The organism is Streptomyces sp. M41 (assembly GCF_043673425.1).
Lineage (GTDB): Bacteria > Actinomycetota > Actinomycetes > Streptomycetales > Streptomycetaceae > Streptomyces.
Genome location: NZ_JBIMKE010000044.1, coordinates 1 through 16,632, shown reverse-complemented (window position 1 = coordinate 16,632; position 16,632 = coordinate 1). Strand labels below are relative to the sequence as shown.

At 69.8% G+C, this 16,632-nt stretch carries 16 protein-coding genes and 1 riboswitch; of the genes, 13 read left to right on the top strand and 3 right to left on the bottom strand.

All coding sequences use genetic code 11. From position 1 onward, the window contains the following. Positions 1-35 precede the first annotated feature (35 nt). The gene (gene gcvT / locus ACHBTE_RS33775) at positions 36-1,154 is read right to left on the bottom strand and encodes a glycine cleavage system aminomethyltransferase GcvT (protein WP_394729207.1); all 1,119 of its coding nucleotides are present in this window, start codon (positions 1,152-1,154) and stop codon (positions 36-38) included. A gap of 161 nt (positions 1,155-1,315) precedes the next feature. Further along, positions 1,316-1,428, bottom strand: a riboswitch (glycine riboswitch). Positions 1,429-1,671: 243 nt separating this feature from the next. Between gcvT and ACHBTE_RS33770 the strand changes: the two genes are divergently transcribed. From ACHBTE_RS33770 to ACHBTE_RS33730, 9 genes are all read left to right on the top strand, one after another. Then, a complete protein-coding gene (locus tag ACHBTE_RS33770) occupies positions 1,672-2,376 on the top strand; it encodes an AAA family ATPase (RefSeq protein ID WP_394729205.1) in 705 nt (234 codons plus the stop codon). 43 nt (positions 2,377-2,419) lie between these two features. After that, positions 2,420-3,211: an enhanced serine sensitivity protein SseB gene (locus tag ACHBTE_RS33765; RefSeq protein WP_394729203.1), complete on the top strand. Its 792-nt coding sequence runs from the start codon at positions 2,420-2,422 to the stop codon at positions 3,209-3,211. A 146-nt stretch (positions 3,212-3,357) separates the two neighbouring features. Next, positions 3,358-4,158, top strand: coding sequence for an enhanced serine sensitivity protein SseB C-terminal domain-containing protein (locus ACHBTE_RS33760; protein WP_394729201.1), 801 nt, complete (start codon positions 3,358-3,360; stop codon positions 4,156-4,158). A gap of 361 nt (positions 4,159-4,519) precedes the next feature. Beyond that, positions 4,520-5,518 (top strand): ABC transporter permease, encoded by a 999-nt coding sequence (locus ACHBTE_RS33755; protein WP_394729199.1) that lies wholly within the window; start codon positions 4,520-4,522, stop codon positions 5,516-5,518. A 68-nt stretch (positions 5,519-5,586) separates the two neighbouring features. Next, on the top strand, positions 5,587-7,341 hold the full coding sequence (locus ACHBTE_RS33750) for an ABC transporter substrate-binding protein (protein ID WP_394729197.1): 1,755 nt from the start codon (positions 5,587-5,589) through the stop codon (positions 7,339-7,341). An 82-nt stretch (positions 7,342-7,423) separates the two neighbouring features. Next, positions 7,424-8,431: an ABC transporter permease gene (locus ACHBTE_RS33745; protein WP_394729195.1), complete on the top strand. Its 1,008-nt coding sequence runs from the start codon at positions 7,424-7,426 to the stop codon at positions 8,429-8,431. Continuing rightward, positions 8,428-9,522, top strand: a complete 1,095-nt coding sequence (locus tag ACHBTE_RS33740) for an ABC transporter ATP-binding protein (protein WP_394729193.1) — start codon at positions 8,428-8,430, stop codon at positions 9,520-9,522. The genes ACHBTE_RS33745 and ACHBTE_RS33740 overlap by 4 nt, the downstream gene beginning before the upstream one ends. Beyond that, the gene (locus tag ACHBTE_RS33735) at positions 9,519-10,853 is read left to right on the top strand and encodes an ABC transporter ATP-binding protein (RefSeq protein WP_394729191.1); all 1,335 of its coding nucleotides are present in this window, start codon (positions 9,519-9,521) and stop codon (positions 10,851-10,853) included. Before ACHBTE_RS33740 ends, ACHBTE_RS33735 begins: the two co-directional genes overlap by 4 nt. 62 nt (positions 10,854-10,915) lie before the next feature. After that, positions 10,916-11,572: a trimeric intracellular cation channel family protein gene (locus tag ACHBTE_RS33730; protein WP_394729189.1), complete on the top strand. Its 657-nt coding sequence runs from the start codon at positions 10,916-10,918 to the stop codon at positions 11,570-11,572. On the opposite strand, the gene ACHBTE_RS33725 is transcribed toward ACHBTE_RS33730, so the two are convergent. After that, on the bottom strand, positions 11,481-12,719 hold the full coding sequence (locus ACHBTE_RS33725) for an alpha/beta hydrolase (protein WP_394729187.1): 1,239 nt from the start codon (positions 12,717-12,719) through the stop codon (positions 11,481-11,483). The genes ACHBTE_RS33730 and ACHBTE_RS33725 overlap by 92 nt on opposite strands. 178 nt (positions 12,720-12,897) lie before the next feature. Here ACHBTE_RS33725 and ACHBTE_RS33720 point away from each other — a divergent pair, with 178 nt between their 5' ends. Then, on the top strand, positions 12,898-13,761 hold the full coding sequence (locus ACHBTE_RS33720; protein WP_394729185.1) for a thioesterase family protein: 864 nt from the start codon (positions 12,898-12,900) through the stop codon (positions 13,759-13,761). A gap of 106 nt (positions 13,762-13,867) precedes the next feature. Here the strand turns inward: ACHBTE_RS33720 and ACHBTE_RS33715 are convergent, their stop codons facing one another. Next, a complete protein-coding gene (locus tag ACHBTE_RS33715) occupies positions 13,868-14,494 on the bottom strand; it encodes a TetR family transcriptional regulator (protein ID WP_394729183.1) in 627 nt (208 codons plus the stop codon). A 203-nt stretch (positions 14,495-14,697) separates the two neighbouring features. Between ACHBTE_RS33715 and ACHBTE_RS33710 the strand changes: the two genes are divergently transcribed. From ACHBTE_RS33710 to ACHBTE_RS33700, 3 genes are all read left to right on the top strand, one after another. After that, positions 14,698-14,850: a hypothetical protein gene (locus ACHBTE_RS33710; RefSeq protein ID WP_394729181.1), complete on the top strand. Its 153-nt coding sequence runs from the start codon at positions 14,698-14,700 to the stop codon at positions 14,848-14,850. Between the two features lie 44 nt (positions 14,851-14,894). Beyond that, positions 14,895-15,161 (top strand): DUF4190 domain-containing protein, encoded by a 267-nt coding sequence (locus tag ACHBTE_RS33705; protein WP_394729179.1) that lies wholly within the window; start codon positions 14,895-14,897, stop codon positions 15,159-15,161. A gap of 225 nt (positions 15,162-15,386) precedes the next feature. After that, complete coding sequence (locus ACHBTE_RS33700; RefSeq protein WP_394729177.1) at positions 15,387-16,562, top strand: cysteine desulfurase family protein; 1,176 nt, start codon at positions 15,387-15,389, stop codon at positions 16,560-16,562. The last annotated feature ends 70 nt before the right edge of the window (positions 16,563-16,632 follow it).

Genomic DNA, 16,632 nt, shown 5'->3' with positions numbered 1-16,632 from the left:
CACGCGCTCACCGCTGTCAGTCTCTACTTCTGGCGCTACTTCTGCCGCTTGTAGAAGGGCAGGGCCACGACCTCGTACGGCTCATGGCTGCCGCGGATGTCCACGCCGACCCCGGCCGTGCCCGGCGCCGAGTGCGCCGCGTCGACGTACGCCATCGCGATCGGCTTGCCCAGCGTGGGGGAGGGCGCACCGGAGGTGACCTCACCGATGACCTCGCCGCCGGCGACGACCGGGTACCCGGCGCGCGGGACCCGACGCCCCTCGGCGATCAGGCCGACCAGGACGCGGGGCGGGTTCTGCGCGGCACGGTCGGCGGCCTGCTGGAGCGCCTCGCGCCCGACAAAGTCGCCCTCCTTCTCGAACTTCACCACCCGGCCGAGCCCGGCGTCGAAGGGCGTGAGGGAGGTGGTCAGCTCATGGCCGTACAGCGGCATGCCCGCCTCAAGGCGCAGGGTGTCCCGGCAGGACAGCCCACAGGGGATCAGGCCGACGCCCGCGCCGGCCTTGGTCAGGGCCTGCCACAGTTCGACGGCGTGCTCCGGCTTCACGAACAGCTCGAAGCCGTCCTCGCCGGTGTACCCGGTGCGGGCGATGAGCGCGGGGACACCGGCGACGGTGCCGGGCAGACCGGCGTAGTACTTCAGGCCGTCGAGGTCGGCGTCGGTGAGCGACTTCAGGATGCCGGGGGACTCGGGGCCCTGGACGGCGAGCAGCGCGTAGGCGTCCCGGTCGTCACGGACCTCGGCGTCGAAGCCGGTCACCCGCTCGGTGAGCGCGTCCAGCACGACCTGGGCGTTGGAGGCGTTGGCGACGATCATGTACTCGGTGTCGGCGAGCCGGTAGACGATCAGGTCGTCGAGGATGCCGCCGTCGGCCTGGCAGATCATGGTGTAGCGGGCGCGGCCGACACCGACGGAGGCGATGTTGCCGACCAGCGCGTGATTGAGGAAGGCGGCGGCCTGCGCACCGGTGACGGTGATCTCACCCATGTGGGAGAGGTCGAAGAGCCCGGCCTGCGTCCGTACGGCGATGTGCTCGTCGCGCTCGGAGCCGTAGCGCAGGGGCATGTCCCAGCCGGCGAAGTCGGTCATCGTCGCGCCGAGCGAGCGATGCAGGGCATCGAGCGCGGTGTGGCGGAGTGGCGTACTGCTCACAGTCGGTCGTCTCCAAGGGCAATGACGGGCGAGGTCGTTCCTCCCCATCTGTCATCGGAACCTGAGAGGTTCGCCATGACCACGCGGGTCCATGGCTTGCACCTTGGGTGGGGCCACGCCCTCGAGACGAACGAGGGATGCGGCCCGCTTTTCAGATGTGCCTCGCCCGCGCGGTAACGGGGCCTGAGAGATTCAAGGGAGGGACTTGCTCCTTCGGCGCCCGGACCGTCGTACGTGTCGTCGTACGTGTCCAGGACTCTCCCGCGCGGATTCAAGCGGCCGGTATGCAGTTGGCGCGGACATCATTGCACGCATACGGGCGACACGTCAGGGGGAACCTTTCCCGGGGCCCCGCGGTGCCGCGCACGGCGGGTCCCCGGCCGACGCGGCCGACGGCGGCCCCTGTAGCAGGCTTGTTGCGGGAAGCGGACGAAACAGCAGACACCGGGGATTACCTTCTCTTTACACTCGACGGGGATGGGACTCCCGACCCAATCCCATGGGGAGGACGATCACGGTGAACAGGACCACGGCGTACGCGACCACCCCGGGCCTCGCGCTGCCCCCGCAGCCGACGGCCCCGGCCGGGGAGGTCTGCGGCGCGCGCCCGGCACCCGTGGTCCGCGATCTGCGCGAGCGCTCCGGCCGCAGCCCGCACGCCCTGCTCTTCGCCCCCGAGGACCTCGTCGTGATCACCGGCCTGCCCGGCAGCGGCAAGTCCACGCTGATGCGGCGGACTGTGCAGGGCGTTCGCATCGACTCCCAGGACACCCGGGACCGCTGGGCCGCCCGTATGCCCGGCTTCCTCCCCTACGCCGTCTACCGCCCCCTGGTGCGCCTCGCGCACTACGCCGGACTGCGCCGCGCCGTGCGCTCCGGCGAGGGCGTCGTGGTGCACGACTGCGGCACCCAGGCCTGGGTGCGGGGCTGGCTGGCCCGCGAGGCCCGGCGCCGCGGCGGCTCCCTGCACCTGCTGCTGCTCGACGTCACCCCCGGCACGGCCCTGGAGGGCCAGCGCGAGCGCGGCCGGGGCGTCTCCCGCTACGCCTTCCTGCGCCACCGCAGGGCGGCGGCCCGGCTGCTGAGCTCGGTGGAGCGGGGCGAGCTGCCCCAGGGCTGCGGCTCGGCGGTGCTGATCGACCGGGCCGCGGGGGACGTACTGCGCCGGATCGGTTTCACCGGCGGAAAGGCCGCAGCCGTACGCCGGTCGGCCACCGGCTAGCCTTTCGGTCCACAGACGTAGTTCACAGCAGGCGGTCGGACAGATGGACTTCCCAGCGGATCTCCCCGCGGACTTCCCGGCACGGACACACCCCCACCCGCACGGCGGCTGGCCCGGCAACGAGCTGGAGGAGGTGCTCTCGGCCTCCCTCGGCATGCCCTCTGCGGGCGGCCGGATCATCGAGGTGCTCGGCCGCAGCTTCGTCTGGGTGCCCCTGCCCAACGGCGGCGGCCCCCAGAGCGGCCCGCTGGACCTGCCCACGGTGGAGATCGGCGGCCAGGCGTTCGTGCCGGTCTTCAGCTCCGAGGAGCAGTTCCGCCAGGTCGTCGGCTCCCATATGTCGTACACCGTCGCCCCGGCCGTGGAGTTCGCCCGCGGTCTGCCGCCGCAGGTGGGCATCGCCGTCAACCCGGACGGCGTGGTCGGTGTCCCGCTGCCCCCCGCGGCGGTGGCGGAGCTGTGCCGGACGGGCCGCACGCCCCTGGACGGCCTCACCTCCGGCGGGCGCGTCAAGCTCTACGAGCCCGACTGGCAGGACGACCCGATCGACTTCCTCGCGGCAGCCTCGGCCGAGTTCGCCGGCACCGGCGTCGTCACGACGGCCCGCCGCTGCCTCGCGTCGATCGAGACGGCCGCCCCGGTGATGTTCATCGGCGTCGAACTCGCCCACTGGGAAGGCGACTTGCGTGCCGCCCCCATGGACGCCGTCGCCCGCGCCCTGGGCCGCGCCCCCGTCGCATGGCCGGTCAACCTCGTCCTCCTGGACGTGGCCCAGGACCCGGTGATCGACTGGATGCGGGCACAGGTACGGCCCTTCTACACGCGCGAACTCTGAGAACCTGGGGCCGCGGGAGCCGCGCGAGCGATCCCCACGACCCGCGGCCCGCGGAGCACATCAAGTCCCGAGCTCCCGACGGCTCGCCCGGCGGAGCGCCTAAGCTTGGACCGAAAAGCCATGTTTCCCGAAGGGGCGGTTAAAAGGTGAGCGCGAGCGGCACAACCTCGACCGGGCAGGTCGAGCACATGCTGCGCCAGGTGACCCCCGGGCGCTACGACGCCTACGAGGCCCTGCTGCGCGCCCTCGCCACCCCGACCTCCGGCCAGATCTGGATGCTGCTGTGGCACGGCCAGGCCGGCTCCCCGGACGCCCAGTACGGAAACATGGAGGTCGACGGCTACGGCTACGCCCCCTGCGTCACCTCCGCCCAGGAGCTGTCGGCCAGCGGCTGGAACCGCGCGTACGAAGTGGTCGACGGAATCGACGTGGCCCGCACCCTCTACCCGGACCACTACGGCCTCTGGCTCAACCCGCACGCCCCGGGCGGCGGCGTCGGCATCCCCTGGCTCGATCTGCGCCGCATCGCCACCGGCCTGGACCGGCAGCCCGCGGGACCCCTGCGGCTGTCGGAACCCGGCATCGAGATCCCGCAGTTCTACGCCCTGATCGCGCAGAACGCCCACCGCACGCCGGCCGTCCGTGCCCTGCGCCGCGCCTGGGTGCAGCCGGCGCTCGGCGCCCCGTACCTCGCCATCGGCCTCGACGTGTACGACACCAGCCCGCCGGCCGTCGACTCGGTGCGCTCGATGATGTCGCAGTCGATCGGCGCGGTCCCCGACGGGCTGCCCGTCTCGACCGTGGCGATGTCCGACGAGGACGACCCGGTCGCCATGTGGATGCGTGCGAACACCCGTCCCTTCTACGACCGCGAGGCGCACGCCGCCGCACCGGCACAGGCACCGGCGGCCGGCTACGGCTACCCTCCGGCACAGGGTCGTTACTGATCAATTCCGGCTACCCTACTGAGCAGTCAGCAGGCTGACTCTCGTAGGCGCACAGGTCGCCGGACATCGATTTCACAGGCAGATCTCCGCGCGTAGATGCGATCGGAAGGTCCCGGTCCGCCCTCATACGCCCCAACTGGCTCGCGTCCGGCCGTCGTTACCTCCTGTTCGGATAACGGAACTCCTCGAACAGCATCACGGTTGCGCATCCTTTCCTTGCCAACTCTGGCAACAGATCGCCAAAGCGTTGAAGACTCCCGGCAAGACACGGGCCGGTCGGTCCCGTGTACGAGTGAAAGCGACCGCTACAGCGGCAGCCAGGGGGGTCGGCAACCGCCGGCCGAGAGGGGTCAATCGCAAAGTGACGGCACCGATCGAGACCACCGGATCGCAGGCCGAAGCCCAGCCCGAGGCCGTGCTCGCGGGGGTCGAGTCCAAGAAGATCGAGGGTCGCTCTCTCGGACAGATCGCCTGGTCCCGCTTCAAGCGCGACAAAGTGGCGGTCGTGGGCGGCATCGTTGTCGTGCTGCTCATCCTCGTGGCCGCCCTGTCCCGTCCGCTCCAGGCGCTGCTGGGCCTCGACCCGAACGCCTTCCACCAGGACCTGATCGACCCCAACACCACCCTGCCCAAGGGTGACTTCGGCGGCATGAGCTGGGACCACCCGCTCGGTGTGGAGCCGAAGTTCGGGCGGGACATCCTCGCCCGCATCCTGGAGGGGTCCTGGGTCTCCCTCGTCGTCGCCTTCGGCGCGACGCTGCTGTCCGTCGCCATCGGCACCGTGATGGGTCTGGTCGCCGGTTACTACGGCGGCCGGGTCGACGCCATCGTCAGCCGGCTGATGGACACCTTCCTCGCCTTCCCGCTGCTGCTCTTCGCCATCGCCATCTCGGCGACGCTCCAGGGCGGCGCGTTCGGCCTCGAAGGACTCCCGCTGCACATCCTCGTGCTGATCTTCGTGATCGGGTTCTTCAACTGGCCCTACATGGGGCGCATCGTGCGCGGCCAGACACTGGCCCTGCGTGAGCGCGAGTTCGTCGACGCCTCCCGCGGGCTCGGCGCGAAGGGCCCGTACATCCTCTTCAAGGAACTGCTGCCGAACCTCGTCGCGCCGATCATCGTCTACTCGACGCTGCTCATCCCGACGAACATCCTCTTCGAGGCCTCGCTCAGCTTCCTCGGCGTCGGCATCCAGCCGCCGCAGGCATCGTGGGGCGGCATGCTCAACCAGGCCGTCGACTTCTTCGAGGTCGACCCCCAGTACATGATCGTCCCCGGCCTCGCCATCTTCATCACCGTTCTGGCCTTCAACCTCCTCGGTGATGGCCTCCGGGACGCTCTCGACCCCCGCAGCCGCTGATGTCCACGGCGGCGGACCGGGTCCGCGTCCAGCCCAAGAGTTCGACTACGAAGGGGAATCCGACCATCATGCGAAGGTCAGCAACGGCCGTAGTGGCGGCCATGGCCAGCGCCAGCCTGGTACTGGCGGCCTGCAGCAAGGCCGACGAGGACGGCAACGACGGCGGCAGCAAGGCCGCTGCCAACGCCGCTACCAAGGAGGTCGTGAACGCCTCTACCAAGAAGGGCGGCACGGTCACCTACGCGATGTCCGACGTCCCGGACTCGTTCGACCCGGGCAACACGTACTACGCGTACATGTACAACTTCAGCCGTCTCTACGCGCGTCCTCTGCTCACCTTCAAGCCGGCCCCCGGCGAGAAGGGCAACGAGATCGTGCCCGACCTGGCGGAGTCCAAGGGCCAGGCCTCCGACGGCGGCAAGACCTGGACGTACAAGATCCGCCAGGGCGTGAAGTACGACGACGGCACCGAGGTCACCGCGGCCGACGTCAAGTACGCGGTGGAGCGCTCCAACTTCGCCCGTGACGTCCTCTCCCTCGGCCCCAACTACTTCGCGCAGTTCCTCGACGGCGCCGACAAGTACAAGGGCCCGTACAAGGACAAGAGCACCAAGGGCATCGCCTCCATCGAGACGCCGGACAAGTACACGGTCGTCTTCAAGCTGAAGCAGGCGTTCGCCGACTTCGACTACCTGGTCACCGCCCCGCAGACCGCGCCCGTGCCGCGGGCGAAGGACACCGGCGTCGACTACACCAAGAAGATCGTCTCCTCGGGCTCGTACAAGTTCGAGAGCTACGAGGAGGGCAAGTCGGTCACCCTCGTGCGCAACCCCGAGTGGAGCGCCAAGACCGACCCGCTGCGCCAGCAGTACCCGGACAAGATCGTGGTCAACCTGAAGGTCAACCAGGCCACGATCGACAAGGACCTGATGGCCGGCACCACCACCGTCGACCTCGCGGGCCGCGGTGTGGACACCCAGACCCAGGCCCAGCTGCTCAACAAGCCGGACCAGAAGGCCAACACGGACAACACCTACGGTGGCCGTCTCGTCTACGCGGCGCTGAACACCGAGGTAAAGCCGTTCGACAACGTCGAGTGCCGCAAGGCCGTGCAGTACGCCATCAACAAGGTGGCCGTGCAGACCGCGCAGGGCGGCCCGGTCCGTGGTGACATCGCCTCCACGGTGCTGCCGCCGGACGTCATCGGCTACCAGAAGTTCGACTCCTACCCCACCGCGGGCAACAAGGGTGACGTGGCCAAGGCCAAGGAGCACCTGACGGCCTGCAAGCAGGAGAAGGGCTTCAAGACCTACATCTCCGCCCGCAGCGACCGTCAGCAGGAGGTCGACGCGGCCACCGCGATCATCGACTCCCTGAAGAAGGTCGGCATCAACGCCGAGATGAAGCAGTACCCGTCCGGCAAGTACTTCACGGACTACGCCGGTGTCCCGGCGTTCGCCAAGAAGCAGGGCATCGGCATCATGATGATGCAGTGGGGTGCCGACTGGCCGACCGGCTACGGCTACCTGAACCAGATCCTCAACGGCAAGGCGATCAGCGCCTCCGGTAACACCAACCTCTCCTCGTTCGACAACGCCGAGGTCAACAAGCTGCTCGACGAGGCCATCCAGAACACGGACGAGTCGGCGCGCAACGCCGCCTACGCCGAGGTCGACAAGAAGACCATGGACGAGGCCGTGATCGTGCCGCTGACCTACTTCAAGGTCCTGCTGTACCGCTCGCCCAACGCCACCAACGTGGTGTCCACGGCTGCCTTCAGCGGTCAGTACGACGCCCTGAACCTCGGTACGACCAAGAAGTAGCGCGAAGAAGCAGCCCCGGAAGGCAGGTGAAGGCATTGGCGCCCGCGGGTTCCCCGACCCGCGGGCGCCGGCGCCGGTCCCCGTGATCTCGTACATCATCCGCCGGACGCTCGCGGCAGTGATCCTGCTGCTGGTCGTCACAGCGGTCACCTTCGGCATCTTCTTCCTGCTGCCGAGACTGGCCGGGCAGAGCCCCGACCAACTGGCCGCCCAGTACATCGGAAAGAACCCCTCGCCCGAGGACATCCTGGCGGTCAAGCAGAACCTCGGGCTGGACAAGCCCGTATACGAGCAGTACTGGGAGTTCATCAAGGGGATCGTCTCCGGCGCCACGTACAACCTCGGCCCGACGACGGCCACCTGCGAGGTGCCCTGCTTCGGCTATTCCTTCAAGAACCACACCGAGGTCTGGCCGCAGCTCGTCGACCGCCTTCCGGTGACCATCTCCCTGGCCGCGGGCGCCGCCATCCTGTGGCTCGTCTCCGGCGTCCTCGCGGGCGTCGTCTCGGCGCTCAAGCCGGGGTCGTTCTTCGACCGCAGCGCGATGGGCGTGGCCCTCGCCGGTGTGTCGCTGCCCATGTTCTTCACCGGGCAGCTCGCGCTGCTCGTCTTCAGCTACCAGCTGGACATCTTCGGGCGCACCTATGTGCCGTTCACGGAGAACCCCTCGCAGTGGGCCAACACCCTGATCCTGCCGTGGTGTTCACTGGCCCTGCTGTACTCCGCCATCTACGCACGGCTCACCCGGTCCGGCATGCTCGAGACCATGAACGAGGACTTCATCCGCACCGCACGGGCCAAGGGCCTGCGCGAGCGCAAGGTCGTCGTCAAGCACGGTCTGCGGGCGGCACTGACCCCGATCGTCACGGTGTTCGGCATGGACATCGGCCTGCTGCTCGGCGGCGCGGTGATCACCGAGTCGGTGTTCTCGCTGCCCGGCGTCGGCCAGTACGCCGTCCAGGCCATCACCGACAACGACCTGCCGCCGATCCTGGGCGTCACCCTGCTGGCCGCCTTCTTCGTCGTGCTCTGCAACCTGGTGGTGGACGTGCTGTACGCCACCGTCGACCCGCGGGTGAGGCTCTCGTGACCGACCTGACCAAGACCGGGGCCGCCGTGGGCGAGCCCGCACGCGACGGCGAGCCGTCCCGGGCCTTCCTCGAAGTGCGCGACCTCAAGGTGCACTTCCCCACCGACGACGGCCTGGTCAAGTCCGTCGACGGGCTCTCCTTCCAGCTGGAGAAGGGCAGCACCCTCGGCATCGTGGGCGAGTCCGGCTCCGGCAAGTCGGTGACCTCGCTGGCCATCATGGGCCTGCACCGCCTGGGCGCCCGCGGCAAGAACGTGCAGATGTCCGGCGAGATCTGGCTCGGCGGCAAGGAACTCGTCTCGGCGAGCCCCGACGAGGTACGCCGGATGCGCGGCCGTGAGATGGCGATGATCTTCCAGGACCCGCTGTCCGCGATGCACCCGTACTACACGGTCGGCAACCAGATCGTCGAGGCCTACCGGGTCCACAACGACGTCAACAAGAAGACCGCCCGCAGGCGGGCCGTCGAACTGCTCGACCGGGTCGGCATCCCCGAACCGGACAAGCGCGTCGACAGCTACCCGCACGAGTTCTCCGGCGGTATGCGCCAGCGGGCCATGATCGCCATGGCCCTGGTGAACAACCCCGAACTGCTGATCGCGGACGAGCCGACGACCGCCCTGGACGTCACGGTCCAGGCCCAGATCCTGGACCTGGTCCGGGACCTGCAGAAGGAGTTCGGCTCCGCGGTCGTCATCATCACGCACGACCTCGGCGTGGTCGCCGAGATCGCCGACGACATCCTTGTGATGTACGGCGGGCGCTGCGTGGAGCGCGGACCGGTCGACCAGATCTTCTACGAGCCGCAGCACCCCTACACCTGGGGCCTGCTCGGCTCGATGCCGAGGATCGACCGCGCGCAGACCGACCGGCTGATCCCGGTCAAGGGGCAGCCGCCCAGCCTCATCAATGTCCCCTCGGGCTGCGCCTTCAACCCGCGCTGCCCGTACGCGGACGTCCCCAAGGGCGGGGTCACCCGCACCGAGCGCCCCGAACTGCGCGAGGTCGGCAGCAGGCACTTCACCGCGTGCCACATGTCGCAGGAGGACCGTACGCGGATCTGGAACGAAGAGATTGCGCCGAAGCTGTGAGCGAGACTGAGACGGGAACCGTGACAGCGGCCGGCAAAGCAGGGCCGGCCGCCGAGGACGCGCCGCTGCTCAAGGTCGAGGGCCTGGTCAAGCACTTCCCCATCAAGAAGGGCCTGCTCCAGCGGCAGGTCGGCGCGGTCAAGGCCGTGGACGGCATCGACTTCGAGGTGCGCCGCGGCGAGACCCTCGGAGTGGTGGGCGAGTCCGGCTGCGGCAAGTCGACCATGGGCCGGCTCATCACCCGGCTGCTGGAGCCCACCGGCGGGAAGATCGAGTTCGACGGCACGGACATCACGCACCTGGGCGTGGGCGGCATGCGCCCGCTGCGCCGCGACGTCCAGATGATCTTCCAGGACCCGTACGGCTCCCTGAACCCCCGGCACACCATCGGCAGCATCGTCTCGGCGCCGTTCCGGCTCCAGAGCGTGGAGCCCGAGGGCGGGGTGAAGAAGGAGGTCCAGCGCCTCCTGGAGCTGGTGGGCCTGAGCCCCGAGCACTACAACCGCTACCCGCACGAGTTCTCCGGCGGTCAGCGCCAGCGCATCGGCATCGCCCGCGCGCTGGCCCTCAAGCCCCGGATGGTCGTGGCCGACGAGCCGGTCTCCGCGCTCGACGTGTCCATCCAGGCGCAGGTCGTGAACCTGATGGCCGACCTCCAGGACGAGCTCGGCCTGACGTACGTGATCATCGCGCACGACCTGTCCGTCGTACGGCATGTCTCGGACCGTATCGCGGTGATGTACCTCGGCAAGATCGTCGAGCTCGCCGACCGGGACGCGCTGTACAGCTCGCCGATGCACCCGTACACCAAGGCCCTGCTGTCGGCGGTGCCGATCCCGGACCCGAAGCGGCGGACGCAGAAGAGCGAGCGCATCCTGCTGCGCGGCGACGTGCCCTCGCCGATCGCCCCGCCGAGCGGCTGCCGCTTCCACACGCGGTGCTGGAAGGCGACGGAGATCTGCCGCACGGCGGAGCCGCCGCTGGTGGAGCTGCGGCCCGGCCAGCGGGTGGCCTGTCACCACCCGGAGGACTTCGAGGACCAGCAGCCGCAGGACACGGTGCTGCTGTCGGTGGCCAAGGAGGCCGCGGAGCTGGTTGCCGACGAGGTGCTCGCGGAGTCGGCGCAGACCTCGGCGGCGGTGGCGGCGGAGACCTCGGCGGCGGTGGCGGCGGAGACCTCCGTACAGACCTCCGAGCCGACCTCCGTGAAGACCTCCGTGGAGAAGGAGGCGTCCGTGACGAAGACGGACGCGGCCTCAAGGGAGCCCGAGGCGTCGGCCGATGCGCCCTCCGAGGGGTCCGGCTCCTCCGACGAGCCCGGCGGCAAGTAACCCGGCCCGGCCCCCGCCTTCCTTTGCAAGGCGGGGGCTCAGCGCTGGGTGAGAATATCCGGGTGCTCCAACCCTTGTTCAGCCCTTCCGTCCAGCACACGCTCGACTTGATCGGCATTTTCGTCTTCGCCATCTCCGGCGCCCTGCTGGCCGTCCGCAAGAACTTCGACGTCTTCGGCATCGCCGTCCTCGCCGAGGTCACCGCCCTGGGCGGCGGGCTGTTCCGGGACGTGGTCATCGGCGCCGTGCCGCCGGCCGCGTTCACGGATCTGGGGTACTTCCTCACCCCGCTGCTCGCCGCGGCCCTGGTCTTCTTCCTCCACCCGCACGTGGAGCGCATCCAGACCGGCGTGAACGTCTTCGACGCAGCGGGCCTCGGGCTGTTCTGCGTCGCCGGGACGACGAAGGCGTACGACTACGGCCTCAACCTCACCGCCTCCGCCACCCTGGGCCTCGCGACCGCCGTCGGCGGCGGTGTGCTGCGGGACGTCCTCGCCAACGAGGTGCCGTCACTGCTGCGCTGGGACCGCGACCTCTACGCGGTCCCGGCGATCGTCGGCGCCACGATGACGGTGCTGTGCATCCATTACGCCGCGCTGACCCCGCTGACCAGCGCCCTCGCGGCCGTCACGGCCTTCGTGCTGCGGCTGCTGGCGATGCGCTTCCACTGGCGGGCTCCACGTGCCTGGAACCGGCGGTCGACGGTGCGAGAGGAGTAGAGCCGGGCGCCGTACGAGCTTCGTGCTCCACCCCCATCACCTCGGTCAGCCAGCGGAACGCCGGGACCACCTGCGGCTTCCACAGCGCCATGGTGTGGCCGCCCGCGCTGCTCGGGATGGGCACGACCTCCACGGTCGTGGGTGCCTCGGCGGCCCGCTGGAGGGCCTGAGCGGCCTCGTACCCGTCGTTCGGCTGCCCGGACAGATAGAGCGCGACGCGCGGCGGGACCTGCGCCCGGCCGAGCAGCACGAGCGGATTGTTCGCGTCCCGCAGGGCCGGGGTCTTTCCGGCCAGCGAGTTCGGTACGGCGACGGGGTCGTTGTAGCCGGACAGGCTGACCGCGGCCCGGTACCGGTCGGGGTGGGCGACGGCCAGCTTCGCCGCGCAGTGCGCGCCCGCCGAGTAACCGGCGACCGCCCAGCCCTGCGGTGCGGACCGGGCCCGGAAGTTGTCCATGACCATCTTCGGCACGTCGACGCTGAGCCAGCTGTCGGCGTTCACCTTGCCCGGGATGTTCGCGCAGCCCGTGTCCACGCCGGGCAGCAGCGTGGTGCGCGGCGAGACGATGATGAACGGCTCGATCTGCCCGCTGCGCATCAGCGGCGCCAGCTGCTCGGGCGCGTCCATGGTCCCGAACCAGGCCTTCGACGATCCCGGGTAGCCGGGCAGCACCTGGACGACAGGGAACGTGCGATCGCGGTAGGCGGGCTCGTGGTACTGCGGCGGCAGCCAGACGTTGACCTCGGCATGCACGCCGGAGACCCGGCCCTTGAGATGGGTGACCAGCACCCCGCCCTCGGTGCGCATCCCCGGCCCCTTGCCCTGCTTGAAGACCTGCCGGACCTTGGGCAGCTTCTCCAGCGCGATTCCTCCGGTGCCGCTCGCTCCGAGGTCGGCCGCCTTGTGCACATGGTTGCTGGTGCCGAGCAGGTCGCCCCAGTTGTCGTACAGCTGGTTGGAGTTGTTGACCATCGTGAAGACCAGGGCGACCGCGGTGCCCTGGGCGAACAGCACCATCAGCAGCCGGACGGCGGCCCGGACGATCCTCGGCCCGCGCACCCGCGACCAGAGAGCCAACGGCAGCACGACGGCGGCGACGCACAGCGCGATCAGCGTGTAGAGGAACGGGGCCCCGGTGAGACTCATGTCCTCATAGAGGGGGAGAGCGGGCCGCAGGTTTCGGGCGAGCGGGACACTTGCCGAAAAGTTGCGCACGTCATAGCGGGGCGTCGACGTGGGCGTCGACGCTGGGGACGGGGCGCTTCCGGCAACTGACGCCGGAGAAAAGCTACCGCTTAGTAGTTAGCTGTTGTACCGTTCATCCATGCCAGAAGCAGCCTCCGCCCCGACGGCCACGCGAGCCACCATCGGCGACAGCGAGTTCGACCGCGACACCGCACTCACCCTGCGCGAGCCCGGCGTCTACGACGTCGACCTCTCGGCCGGCTGGACCATCATCAGCGCCGTCAACGGCGGCTATCTGCTGGCGGTCCTCGGCCGCGCCCTCGCGGACGCCCTGCCGCACAGCGACCCGTTCACGATCTCCGCGCACTATCTGACGGCGTCCCAGCCGGGCCCGGCCGTCGTCCGCACGGACATCGTCCGCACCGGCCGCACCCTGTCGACCGGCCAGGCCTCGCTCCTCCAGTACGACGACGAGGGCCGCGAAGTCGAACGCATCCGCGTCCTCGCCTCCTACGGCGACCTGGACGCCCTCCCCGACGACGTCCGTACGACGGCCCGGCCGCCCGCGATCACGCCGATGGAGCACTGCTTCGGCCCGGAGGACGGCCCGGCCCCCGTCGACGGCAGCTCGGCCATCGCCGACCGGCTGATGCTCAAGCTCGACCCGTCGACCCTGGGATGGGCCCTCGGGCAGCCCTCCGGCAAGGGTGAGATGCGGGCCTGGTTCGGCCTCGCGGACGGCCGCGACCCTGACCCCCTGTCCCTGCTCCTCGCGGTGGACGCCCTGCCTCCCACCGCCTTCGAGATCGGCATCTCCGGCTGGGTCCCGACGGTGGAGCTGACGGTCCACGTCCGCTGCCGCCCGGCCCCCGGCCCGCTGCGGGTGTCCATCACCACCCGCAATCTGGCCGGCGGCTTCCTGGAGGAGGACGCGGAGGTCTGGGACAGCGCGGACAGGCTGGTGGCCCAGTCGAGGCAGCTGGCGCGGGCGCGGCTCGGCTGACGCGCGACGGACTACGACTGACGCACGACGGCGTACACAGGGCGGTACCTCCGAGAAGGGGGTGCCGCCCTTTTTCGTCGCGGATACTCCGGTTCGTGACGGGTACTCAGTCCAGCCAGTGCTGCCTGCCGATGCTGATCAGCCGCATCCGGCGGGTCGCGACCTGTGCGACGCGCCGCCGCTGCTCCTCCGGTTCGTCCAGGACGTCCAGGAAGAGGGAGGCCGTCATCAGCATCTGGTCGACGTAGAGGTTGGCGAGCATGAGGAGGTCGTCGTCGTTCCAGCCTTCGGAAACCGGGTCCTTGGTGAGTGCGACCTTCACCTCGTCGGCGAACCGGGCCAGTTGGTCCTGGATCGCCTCCCGTACCGACTGCACCCCGCCGTGCCGTTCGCGGGCGATGAAGCGGACGTGCGCCGGGTGTGTCGCGACGTGCTGGGCGATCAACCCGACGGCGCGCTCTATGCGTTGGTCGCTGTCGCCGGAGGACGTCACGATCGTGCGGATCATCGGGTGGAGGCTGCCCAGCGCCTCCTCGACGAGGGCGACGCCGAGGTCCGCGGTGGAGCGGAAGTGCCGGTAGAAGGCCGTCGGGGCGACGCCGACCGCGCGGGTGACCTCGCGCAGGCCCAGGCTGCTCAGGCTCTGCTCCTCCAGCAACCCCAACGCCGCGTCCAGGAGGGACTGCCGGGTCTTCTGCTTCTGGGCCTGCCGAATGCCGAGGGTGTGACTCATGCCATGCAGTTAACAACTGTTCTCCGGAATTGAAAAGCCGTGGAGCGCGCTAGACTTGGAGTCAGTGAACAACTGTTACTACAACTGTTCACCGAAATGTAACGAGAGAGATCGCCAGAGCCCCAACAGGGCTCGACAGAGTTCGACAGAGCGACAGGGCTCGACAGAGTCGACGCAAGAGATCTCGGAGGGGGATCCATTCCATGCTGTTTCTCGTCGCAGCGCTCCTGCTGCTGGGTGTGCTGCTGGGCGCCGTCGCCCACGCGCCGCTCGGCTTCACCGTCGTCGCCGCCGCCGTGATCGCCGTGTGGCTGGGCATCTTCGCCGCCCGCGAGCGTCACGCCCGCCGCAACTGATTCGCGCACCGCATCGGACCGACACTTCCCAGGAGCTGATACTCATGCATCTCACCGCACCGGCCACCGCCCGCACAGGCGCCCGCGATGCCGACGGCATGGCCGTCGCGTCCTTCATCCTCGGCCTCATCGGCCTCCTCGTCTTCAACGTCTTCCTCGGCCCGGTCGCCATCGCCCTCGCGGCGGCGGCTCTCTGGCGGGGCACCGACCGCAAGGGCCGCGCCTACCTGGGCATGGGCCTCGGCGTCGCGGACCTGCTGGTCCTGCTGGCCTTCATGCAGGCGGACAACACGCTGTCGTGGAGCTTCTAGACGGGCCAGGGGGGTTCAGGGGGTCACAGGGCCAGTCGGTGGTGGTGCTCCCGGCGGTGCTGCGGAGGTCCTCGGGCCCACAGGGGCTTCAGGGACCAGAGGGGGCTTCAGGGCCCATAGGAGTCCTCGCGTCCTGAGCGGCGGCCGACCGCCCGGCCGGGGCCGTAATCGGGGCCGACCTTGACACAAGGCCCTCTACAGGCGCCCCTTAGAATCGTGGCCACCATGGCTTACCTCGACCACGCCGCGACGACCCCCATGCTCCCGGAGGCGGCAGAGGCGCTGACCGCCCAGCTGAGCGTCACCGGCAACGCGTCCTCCCTGCACGCATCCGGCCGCCGCGCGAGGCGCACCGTCGAGGAGGCCCGCGAGACCCTCGCGGAAGCGCTCGGCGCCCGCCCCAGCGAGGTCGTCCTCACCTCCGGCGGCACCGAGGCCGACAACCTCGCGGTCAAGGGCCTGTACTGGGCCCGCCGCGACGCCGACCCGGCGAGGCCGCGCACCCGCGTCCTGGCCAGCCCCGTCGAACACCATGCGGTTCTCGACGCCGTCCACTGGCTCGGCGACCACGAGGGCGCCACGATCGAGTACCTCCCGGTCGACTCGCACGGCCGCGTCCACCCGGACGCCCTGCGCGAGGCCATCGCCCGCAACCCCCAGGACGTCGCCCTGGCCACCGTGATGTGGGCCAACAACGAGATCGGCACCGTCATGCCGATCAGTGAACTGGCCGACGTGGCAGCCGAGTTCGACGTCCCGCTGCATGCCGACGCGGTCCAGGCCTTCGGTCAGGTCCCCGTCGACTTCGCCGCCTCCGGACTCGCCGCGATGACCGTCTCCGGCCACAAGATCGGCGGCCCCTACGGCATCGGCGCCCTGATCCTCGGCCGCGACCAGACCCCGGTCCCCGTCCTGCACGGCGGCGGCCAGGAGCGCCATGTCCGCTCCGGCACCCTCGACGTCCCCGCGATCGCCTCCTTCGCGGTCGCCGGCCGGCTCGCCGCCGAGCAGCGCGAGTGGTTCGCCACCGAGATCGGCGCCCTGCGCGACGCCCTGGTCGACGCCGTCCGTACGGCCGTCCCGGACGCGATCCTCGGCGGCGACCCGGCACCCGGCGGGCGCCTCCCGGCCAACGCCCACTTCACCTTCCCGGGCTGCGAGGGCGACTCCCTGCTCCTGCTCCTGGACGCCCAGGGCATCGAGTGCTCCACCGGCTCCGCCTGCACCGCGGGCGTCGCCCAGCCCAGCCACGTCCTCCTGGCCACCGGCACCGACCCGGACCTGGCCCGTGGCACCCTGCGCTTCTCCCTCGGCCACACCTCGACCGAGGCCGACGTCGAAGCGGTCGCCAAGGCGATCGGCCCGGCGGTGGAACGGGCCCGGGCGGCGGGACTCACCTAGTGACCTGAGTCGAAGATTCGTCGTTGGTTCGGTATGAGTCGTCCGGGTCCGAAGATTCCGCCGTTGTCGG